The 8,711-nt window shown below is 67.9% G+C and carries 8 protein-coding genes; 4 read left to right on the top strand and 4 right to left on the bottom strand.

Annotated features, from left to right (window positions below):
• Positions 1-44: 44 nt before the first annotated feature.
• Positions 45-728, bottom strand: coding sequence for a FadR/GntR family transcriptional regulator (locus ABY44_RS13110; RefSeq protein WP_060357056.1), 684 nt, complete (start codon positions 726-728; stop codon positions 45-47).
• A 163-nt stretch (positions 729-891) separates the two neighbouring features.
• Here ABY44_RS13110 and dgoD point away from each other — a divergent pair, with 163 nt between their 5' ends.
• Positions 892-2,040 carry a galactonate dehydratase gene (dgoD, locus tag ABY44_RS13105; protein WP_021160175.1) on the top strand — a complete coding sequence of 383 codons (1,149 nt, stop codon included), beginning with the start codon at positions 892-894 and terminating at the stop codon, positions 2,038-2,040.
• Between the two features lie 204 nt (positions 2,041-2,244).
• Here the strand turns inward: dgoD and ABY44_RS13100 are convergent, their stop codons facing one another.
• The gene (locus ABY44_RS13100) at positions 2,245-3,177 is read right to left on the bottom strand and encodes a CopD family protein (protein ID WP_060174904.1); all 933 of its coding nucleotides are present in this window, start codon (positions 3,175-3,177) and stop codon (positions 2,245-2,247) included.
• A gap of 373 nt (positions 3,178-3,550) precedes the next feature.
• On the opposite strand from ABY44_RS13100, the gene ABY44_RS13095 reads away from it, so the two are divergent.
• From ABY44_RS13095 to ABY44_RS13085, 3 genes are all read left to right on the top strand, one after another.
• A complete protein-coding gene (locus ABY44_RS13095) occupies positions 3,551-4,315 on the top strand; it encodes a c-type cytochrome (protein WP_060174903.1) in 765 nt (254 codons plus the stop codon).
• Positions 4,316-4,334: 19 nt separating this feature from the next.
• Entirely contained in the window at positions 4,335-5,633 is a 1,299-nt protein-coding gene (locus tag ABY44_RS13090; RefSeq protein WP_021160171.1) for a c-type cytochrome, read from the top strand.
• A gap of 134 nt (positions 5,634-5,767) precedes the next feature.
• Positions 5,768-7,201 carry a DEAD/DEAH box helicase gene (locus tag ABY44_RS13085; protein WP_060174902.1) on the top strand — a complete coding sequence of 478 codons (1,434 nt, stop codon included), beginning with the start codon at positions 5,768-5,770 and terminating at the stop codon, positions 7,199-7,201.
• Here ABY44_RS13085 and ABY44_RS13080 read toward each other — a convergent pair.
• Both ABY44_RS13080 and ABY44_RS13075 read right to left on the bottom strand, forming a co-directional pair.
• Positions 7,195-7,701: a hypothetical protein gene (locus ABY44_RS13080; RefSeq protein ID WP_060083088.1), complete on the bottom strand. Its 507-nt coding sequence runs from the start codon at positions 7,699-7,701 to the stop codon at positions 7,195-7,197. The genes ABY44_RS13085 and ABY44_RS13080 overlap by 7 nt on opposite strands.
• Before the next feature lie 70 nt (positions 7,702-7,771).
• Positions 7,772-8,599: a ferritin-like domain-containing protein gene (locus ABY44_RS13075; RefSeq protein ID WP_027789191.1), complete on the bottom strand. Its 828-nt coding sequence runs from the start codon at positions 8,597-8,599 to the stop codon at positions 7,772-7,774.
• Between the last annotated feature and the right edge of the window lie 112 nt (positions 8,600-8,711).

Genomic DNA, 8,711 nt, shown 5'->3' with positions numbered 1-8,711 from the left:
GGGCGGCTGCGCGAACGCCTGACCGCGCCGCCCGCCGTTTCGCGTCACGACATCTCGATCCGCGCGCGCGTCACCGCGAGCAGCGCCGCCATCGCGCGGCGCGCACCGTCCTCGTCGCGCACGCGGATCGCGTCGCTGACCGCCGTGTGCTCGGCGAGCGATGCGTTGTACACGTCCGCGCGGCGCGCATTCAGGTGCAGCTGCGCCTCGAGCGTGCGATCGATCAGCGTGCCGAGCGGCACCAGCAGCTCGTTGCCGCCGGCCTCGAGCACGCTCAGGTGAAAGCGCAGGTCGGCGCGCACCCATTCGTCGACGTTGCGCGCGGCGGCCATCGCGCACGCCGCGCCGTCGATCGCGTCGAACGTTTCCGGTGTATGCATGCGCGCGGCGAGCGCGGCCGCGTATGGCTCGACCATCTCGCGCATCTCCTGCAGCTTCAGCGCAAATGCGAGCGGCGGCGCGACGCGCGCATACCAGTCGAGCAGGTCGGCGTCGAGCAGGTTCCATACGCCGCGCGGCCGCACGCGCGTGCCGATCTTCGGCCGCGACTCGACGAGCCCCTTCGACGTGAGCGTGCGCAGCGCCTCGCGCATCACCGTGCGGCTCACGCCGTACATCTCCATCAGGTCGGGTTCCCTCGGCAGCAGCGACTCGGGCGGGTAGTCGCCGCGCAGGATCGCCGTGGCGAGCCGGAAGGCCGTCTGTCCATGCAGGTCGCGTCGAATGATCGTTCTCCGTTATGCCGGTACCCGGGTGTACCGGCTGCCCACTATCTGCACAATAGTGCTATTAATACTATTTTTTATCGGCCTGCGCTAGGATAACCGCGAAAGCACGCGACCGCGCGCGGCGCCCGACTGCCCGCGCCGGTCAATCCTGGAGACACGCATCGTGAAAATCACCCGCCTCGAAACCTTCGTCGTCCCGCCGCGCTGGCTGTTCCTCAAGATCGAAACCGACGAGGGCATCGTCGGCTGGGGCGAGCCCGTCGTCGAAGGCCGCGCGCACACGGTCGAGGCCGCCGTGCAGGAGCTGGCCGACTACCTCGTCGGCCGCGACCCGCTGCTGATCGAGGATCACTGGCAGGTGATGTACCGCGCGGGCTTCTACCGCGGCGGCCCGATCATGATGAGCGCGATCGCGGGCGTCGATCAGGCGCTGTGGGACATCAAGGGCAAGCATCACGGCGTGCCGGTGCATGCGCTGCTCGGCGGCCAGGTGCGCGATCGCATCAAGGTGTATTCGTGGATCGGCGGCGACCGGCCGAGCGACGTCGCGAACAATGCGCGCGCGGTGGTCGAGCGCGGCTTCAAGGCCGTGAAGATGAACGGCTCCGAGGAGCTGCAGATCGTCGACACCTACGACAAGGTCGAGCAGGTGATCGCGAACGTCGCGGCCGTGCGCGACGCGGTCGGCCCGCACGTCGGAATCGGCGTCGACTTCCATGGCCGCGTGCACAAGCCGATGGCCAAGGTGCTCGCGAAGGAGCTCGACCCGTACAAGCTGATGTTCATCGAGGAGCCGGTGCTGTCGGAGAACGCCGAGGCACTGCGCGACATCGTCAACCAGACCAACACGCCGATCGCGCTCGGCGAGCGGCTCTACTCGCGCTGGGACTTCAAGCACATCCTCGCGGGCGGCTACGTCGACATCATCCAGCCCGACGCGTCGCATGCGGGCGGCATCACCGAGTGCCGCAAGATCGCGACGCTCGCGGAGAGCTACGACGTCGCGCTCGCGCTGCACTGCCCGCTCGGCCCGATCGCGCTCGCCGCGTGCCTGCAGCTCGACGCGGTCAGCTACAACGCGTTCATCCAGGAGCAGAGCCTCGGCATCCACTACAACCAGGGCAACGACCTGCTCGACTACCTGCGCAATCCCGAGGTGTTCCGCTACGAGGACGGCTTCGTCGCGATCCCGCAGGGCCCGGGGCTCGGCATCGACGTGAACGAGGAGAAGGTGCGCGAGATGGCGAAGACGGGCCACCGCTGGCGCAACCCGGTATGGCGACACGCGGACGGCAGCGTCGCCGAGTGGTGAGCGCGATGCGCGGCGTGCGCGACGAGTCGCGCTGAGTCGCGCTGAGTCGCGCTGAGTCGCGCTGAGTCGCGGCAAGTATCGATACGAGAACGGCTGCCCGACAGGCAGCCGTTTTTGCATGCCCGGCGCGGCGCCCGGCACATGGCGGATGCACGTGGCGGATGCGCGTCGGCGGCCTTGCGTCGCGCCGCGCGCAACCGGCCGTCAGCCGAGCGCCGCGAACCCCGGCACGCTGAACGACAGCACCGCGGCCGCGACGAACACGCCGATCATCGTCAGCGCCTCGAGATGCAGGATGTTGCGGAACGTGTGCGCATCCTCGGTCGACGCGGTGCGGCGCAGGCGCGGCAGCGCCGAGAAACGGTTCAGGCCGCCGAGCACGAGCGCGAGCGCGACGAGCAGCAGCTTCAGCAGCAACACGCGCCCCCACGTGCTGCCGTCGAGCGGCGCAAGCGAGCCGCCGAGCCCGCGGATCGCATTGAGCGCGCCGGTGCCGAGCACGAACACGACCGCGACGCTCGACGTACGCGACAGGTGCTGGCCGATGCGGATCAGCGCGCCGCGCGCGACCGACGACCCGAGCGCCGGCAGCACCGCGAGCCCGCCCGCGAGCACGAGGCCGCCCCACACGGCGGTCGCGAGCAGATGCAGCGTCTGCACGCCGACCGCCGCGGACAGCGCGCCCGTATCGGCCGCATGGCCGAGCGAAGCCTTGCCGGCCGCGACCACGATCACCGCGAGCCACAGCACCGCGTGCGCGGCCGGACCTTCCGGCTTCGCCAGCGCGACGATCGCGAGCACCACGGCGCCGGCGAACGCGACGCTCCATGCGAAGCCCGTATGGGTCTGCGTCAGCATCACGGGAATCGCGGCGAACGCGCCGCCGAGCCCCGCGCCGCTCATCGTCGCGGCCTCGTAGACGAGCCAGCCGAGATCCGCGAGCACCAGCGCCAGCGCCGCCGCGGCCAGCGAATGTTGCGCGCGCAGCCACGCGGGGTGCGACGGCGCGACGACCGGACGTGCACCGTCCTTGCCGAGCCATGCCTTGAGCAGCGCCGAGCCGACCGCCATCGCGAACGCGGCGTCCATCAGCGCCGCGAGCGCGACCTGACCGATCCACAAGCTGTCGAACTTCATCGCGCACACCCTCCCGAAAGCGGCAGGCCGACGAAGCGGCAACGGGACGGACAGCGTGAGGAAGGCAACGGCACGGTAGAAAACGTCATCGATGAATCCGGAAACGGGAGAAATGACTGGACCTGCGGCGGAGGCGGCGCCGCGCGACCCGCGAGTGTACGGTCTTCGATGGTGAAAACGCACGCCGGTTCACACAGGTGCGGTGCAATGCGCGTCAAATTGTCGCAAGTCGCAAACGGACAGGAACCGATGTCCTTTTGCCAAATAGCCGTCATTACCCATCGATGATAGAATGCCGCGTCGCAGCAGCCCGGCTGCCTTGCCGTCATGCGCCGAGCCGATCGTAGCCCGGACAGGTCCCCGTCGAATAAACATGGAGTCTCGTGTGTCTTCAAGACGCCTCTTCCGTCCGCTGCTCGCCGTTCTGATGTTCGGCGGCGCGGGCCTTATGAGCGCTGCCCAAGCGCAGACCAAGCCCACGGAGCAAGCGCACGCCCAGCAGGCGCCGCTCAAGGCACCCGATACCATGGCCGAGCGCGTGCGCGGCTGTACGGCCTGCCATGGCGTCCATGGCCAGGGTACGGACAACGACTACTTCCCGCGTCTGGCCGGCAAGCCGGCCGAGTACCTGTACAACCAGCTCGTCAACTTCCGTGACGGCCGGCGCAAGTACCCGCCGATGAACTACCTGCTGACGTACCTGAACGACGACTACCTGCGCGAGATGGCCGAGCACTTCTCGGCCGAACGCCCGCCGTACCCGATGCCGGCGAAGCCGACGCTGCCGGCCGCGACGCTCGCGCGCGGCAAGCAGCTCGTCACTCAAGGCGACCCGTCCCGCAAGCTGCCGGCCTGCGTGGCCTGCCACGGCGCGACGCTCACCGGCATGCAGCCGGCGATCCCTGGCCTGGTCGGCCTGCACGCCGACTACCTGAGCGCGCAGATCGGTGCATGGCGCTCGGGCAACCGCCACGCGAAGGCGCCCGATTGCATGCATGAAGTCGCTTCGAAGCTTTCCGACGAAGACGTGACGGCCGTGACCGCATGGCTCGCCGCGCAACCGGCGCCCGCCAACCCCGTGCCGGCTCCGGCGCGTTCGATGAAGACTCCGCTCGCCTGCGGCAGCGAACCGCAATAAGGCAAGGGAGACAGACACAATGAAACGCAAGTCCCTGTTTGCACTCTCGGCTGTCGCGATCGTCGCGGCCGCCGCCCTCGTGCCGGTCCTGTGGCCGGGCAACGACACGCTGCACGGCGCTGCCGCCGTCGCGGCCACGCCGGCCGACCAGGCCGCGCTGATCAAGAAGGGCGAGTACCTCGCGCGCGTCGGCGACTGTATCGCGTGCCACACCGTGCGCGGCGGCAAGTCGTTCGCGGGCGGCCTGCCGATGGCGACGCCGTTCGGCACGATGTACACGCCGAACATCACGCCGGACGACAAGGACGGTATCGGCAAGTGGACGTCGGACGACTTCTACCGCGCGATGCACACCGGCCGTTCGAAGGACGGCAGCCTGCTCTACCCGGGCTTCCCGTTCGCGAGCTACACGAAGGTCACGCGCGCGGATTCCGACGCGATCTACGCGTACCTGCGTTCGGTCGCGCCGGTGTCGGTGCCGAGCCGTCCGCACGAACTGAAGTTCCCGTTCAACAACCGCAACCTGCTGATCGGCTGGCGCACGCTGTTCTTCAAGGAAGGCGAGTACAAGCCGGATCCGACCAAGTCGGTCGAATGGAACCGCGGTGCGTACCTCGTCGAGGGCCTCGGCCACTGCTCGATGTGCCACACGTCGATCAACATGATGGGCGGCCCGGTGAGCTCGGCGGCCTTCGCGGGCGGCCTGATCCCGCTGCAGAACTGGTATGCGCCGTCGCTGACGAACGACAAGGAACTCGGCCTCGGCGACTGGCACGTGCAGGAGCTGTCCGACCTGCTGCAAGCCGGCGTGTCGAACAAGGGCGCGGTGTTCGGCCCGATGGCCGACGTCGTGCACAACAGCCTGCAGTACATGAGCGACGAAGATACGCGCGCGATGTCGACGTACCTGAAGTCGATCCCGCAGAAGGCTGAAGCGCCGAAGAACATGCAGTACGAGCCGTCGAAGCAGTTCGGCAACGCGCTGTTCGACCAGGGCAAGAAGATCTACGCGGACAACTGCGCGACCTGCCACGCCGAAACCGGCGCGGGCAAGCCGCCGGCCTATCCGCCGCTCGCGGGCAACCACTCGATCGTGATGGAATCGGCGGTCAACCCGATCCGCATGGTGCTCAACGGTGGCTATCCGCCGAGCACGTTCAAGAATCCGCGTCCGTACGGGATGCCGCCGTTCGCACAGTCGCTGTCGAACCAGGAGGTTGCGGCGGTCGTCACGTATATCCGGATGTCGTGGGGCAACAACGGTACGCCGATCTCACCGCAACAGGTGAGCGACCTGCGTTCCGCGCCGCTCGACTAAGAAGCGGCTGACAAACACGGGGCGCGGCTGCGGGAAACCGCGGCCGCGCCCTTTTGCATTTTGCAATTTGCGATGTCACCTCCCGCGCGGGCCGCGCGAGACGTCGCCGATCATAAAACTGAAGAGTGGTATCTATGTCTTTCGAATCTCTCGGCCTGGCCGAACCGCTCGTCAAGGCGGTCAACGAGCTCGGCTATACGTCGCCGACTCCCATCCAGCAGCAGGCGATCCCTGCCGTCCTCGGCGGCGGCGACCTGCTCGCCGGTGCGCAGACGGGCACCGGCAAGACGGCAGGCTTCACGCTGCCGATCCTGCAACGCCTGCACACGTTCTACGCCGAGCATCGCGGCGCGAAGCGCGCGGTGCGCGCGCTGATCCTCACGCCGACGCGCGAACTCGCCGCCCAGGTCGAGGAAAGCGTGCGTGCCTACAGCAAGTACCTGAAGCTGCGCTCGACCGTGATGTTCGGCGGCGTCAGCATCAATCCGCAGATCGACGCGCTCAAGCGCGGTGTCGACATCGTCGTCGCGACGCCGGGCCGCCTGCTCGATCACATGCAGCAGAAGACGATCGACCTGTCGGACCTCGACATCCTCGTGCTCGACGAAGCCGACCGGATGCTCGACATGGGCTTCATCCACGACATCAAGCGCGTGCTCGCGAAGCTGCCGCCGCAGCGCCAGAACCTGCTGTTCTCGGCCACGTTCTCCGACGAGATCAAGGCGCTCGCCGACAGCCTGCTCGACTCGCCCGCGCTGATCGAGGTCGCACGCCGCAACACGACCGCCGAGAGCGTCGCGCAGAAGATCCACCCGGTCGACCGCGACCGCAAGCGCGAACTGCTCACGCACCTGATCCGCGAACACAACTGGTTCCAGGTGCTCGTGTTCACGCGCACGAAGCACGGCGCGAACCGGCTTGCCGAGCAGCTGACGAAGGACGGCATCAGCGCGATGGCGATCCACGGCAACAAGAGCCAGTCGGCCCGCACGCGCGCGCTGGCGGAGTTCAAGAACAGCACGCTGCAGGTGCTCGTCGCGACCGATATCGCCGCGCGCGGGATCGACATCGACCAGTTGCCGCACGTCGTCAACTTCGACCTGCCGAACGTGCCGGAAGACTACGTGCACCGGATCGGCCGCACGGGCCGCGCGGGCGCGACCGGCGAAGCCGTGTCGCTCGTGTGCGTCGACGAAAAGCAGCTGCTGCGCGACATCGAGCGGCTGATCAAGCGCGAGATTCCGCAGGAAGTGATCGCGGGCTTCGAACCCGATCCGAACGCGAAGCCGGAGCCGATCCAGCAGCGCCGCGGGCAACAGCAGCCGCGCGGCGGTGGCGGCAATCGCCAGCCGCGTGCGGGCGGCTCAGGCCAGCCGGCCGCGAAACGCGACGGCAACGCACAGCCGAAAGCATCGCAGCAGAAGGCCGCGAAGCCGCGCACGCAAGGCGGCGCCGGCGGCAGCGGCGGACGCCCGGCGGGCGGCGGCAATGGCGCACGCCCCGCGAACGGCAACGCCGCGCACCCGAACCGCAACCGTTCGTCGCGCAGCGGCCAGCGCGGTCACTGAAGCCGCGCGGCCGCGCGCCGCAGGTGCTCGACCTGGCGTTGCCAGCGCTCGAGCACCGCGGCGCGCTCCCCTTCCAGCGTGAACGTGACGCCTGTCGCGAGACGCGCATAGCCGACCCGCTGCGCATCGCCGTGCGCGATCGTCGCAGCGAATCCGGCCAGCCCGCCGAAGTCCCCTTCGAGCGGCTCCATCGTCAATTGCGCCTGAAAGAACGCGCCGTCCGCGACGAGCGTCAGCGCGGCCGTGCGCCGTTGCGCGATCGCGCGCGCCGCACGCGATTGCGGCCAGAGCGCAAGCAGCAGCGTGCGCGCATCGTGTGCATAGATCTCGCCGACGCCGAGCAGCGTCGTGCGCAACTGGCCGTCATCGGTCGCGACGATCAGCGATGCGGCGAAGTCGGCATGACGCTCGAGCGCCGTGCCGTCGAACAGCGAGACGACGGCCGGCGGCCACGCATCGAACGTCCATTGTTCGAGCGCGTGGCGATGGGTATCGGTCATGATGGCGTGGCCCCGGTGGAAAGCGGATGAACAAGCCGCAGCATACGCGCGACGGGCCGCGCCGCGGCGATCAGCGCAGGAACACGTGCCGCGTGATCTTCGTGAGCGGATAGTGGACGCCCGGCTGGATCTTCGCGGGCAGGTCGAGCGGCTTGAGCAGCATCTTCACGCACATGTCGGCCGACAGGTTGCGCCGCACCAGCTTGCTGATGCGCGCGGCGCGCTCGCGGTTGTACTGGCTGTCGCCGACACGATCCGGATAGCGGACCGCGAACACATGGCGCAGCGCGATCTCGGAATCCTCGTTCTTGATTTCCATCACGCGACGCGCGAGCGCGCCGAGCACCGCGAGCCGGCCGTTGCCTTCGAGCTGGTTGTACTTCTTGAAGAACTTGAAGAAGTGCTTGTAGTGACGCACTTCGTCCGTGCGGATGTTGTCGGTGATTTCCTTCAGCACGGGCTCGTCCGAGCATTCGTTGATCGCGCGATAGAGCGTGGCCGTGCCCGTCTCGACGACGCAGCGCGCGACCATCTCGAGCGCGCGGGTCTTCTCGAATGCCTCGACCTTGCAGGTCAACGAATACTCGGCGAAGAAATTCGCGAACGCGGTATCCCAGTCGAACTCCGGCCACACGTGCGCGATGTACGCCTTCAGCGCGCGCCCGTGCTGCAATTCTTCGTGCTCCCATGCATTGTTGAGCCATGCGGAGACTTCCGGATCGTCGTTGAAGAACTGGCTCAGATTGCTCGTGTAGAGATCCGAACCGCTTTCGATGAACGACGACGCGCACAGCAGCAGCAACAGATCCTCGTTCGCGGCGGCACGCTGACGATCGATCCGGTTCAGGTCGATGTCCTCGATGCGCCACGGCATCACATGCGTCGTTTTGGTGTCCATGGTGGTGCGCTCCCAGTCGTCGCACGGGCGCCGGCCCATGCCTTCGGCACAGGCGCCGACCGACCCGCAGGCGGCGTTTTACTTGCGTTTATAGTGGATTGGTCCGGCCGAA

This window comes from Burkholderia sp. ZZQ-2 (genome assembly GCF_050768715.1).
Lineage (GTDB): Bacteria > Pseudomonadota > Gammaproteobacteria > Burkholderiales > Burkholderiaceae > Burkholderia > Burkholderia cepacia.
The sequence above is the reverse complement of the archived record's forward strand: the minus strand, read 5'-3'. Positions and strand labels throughout refer to the sequence as shown.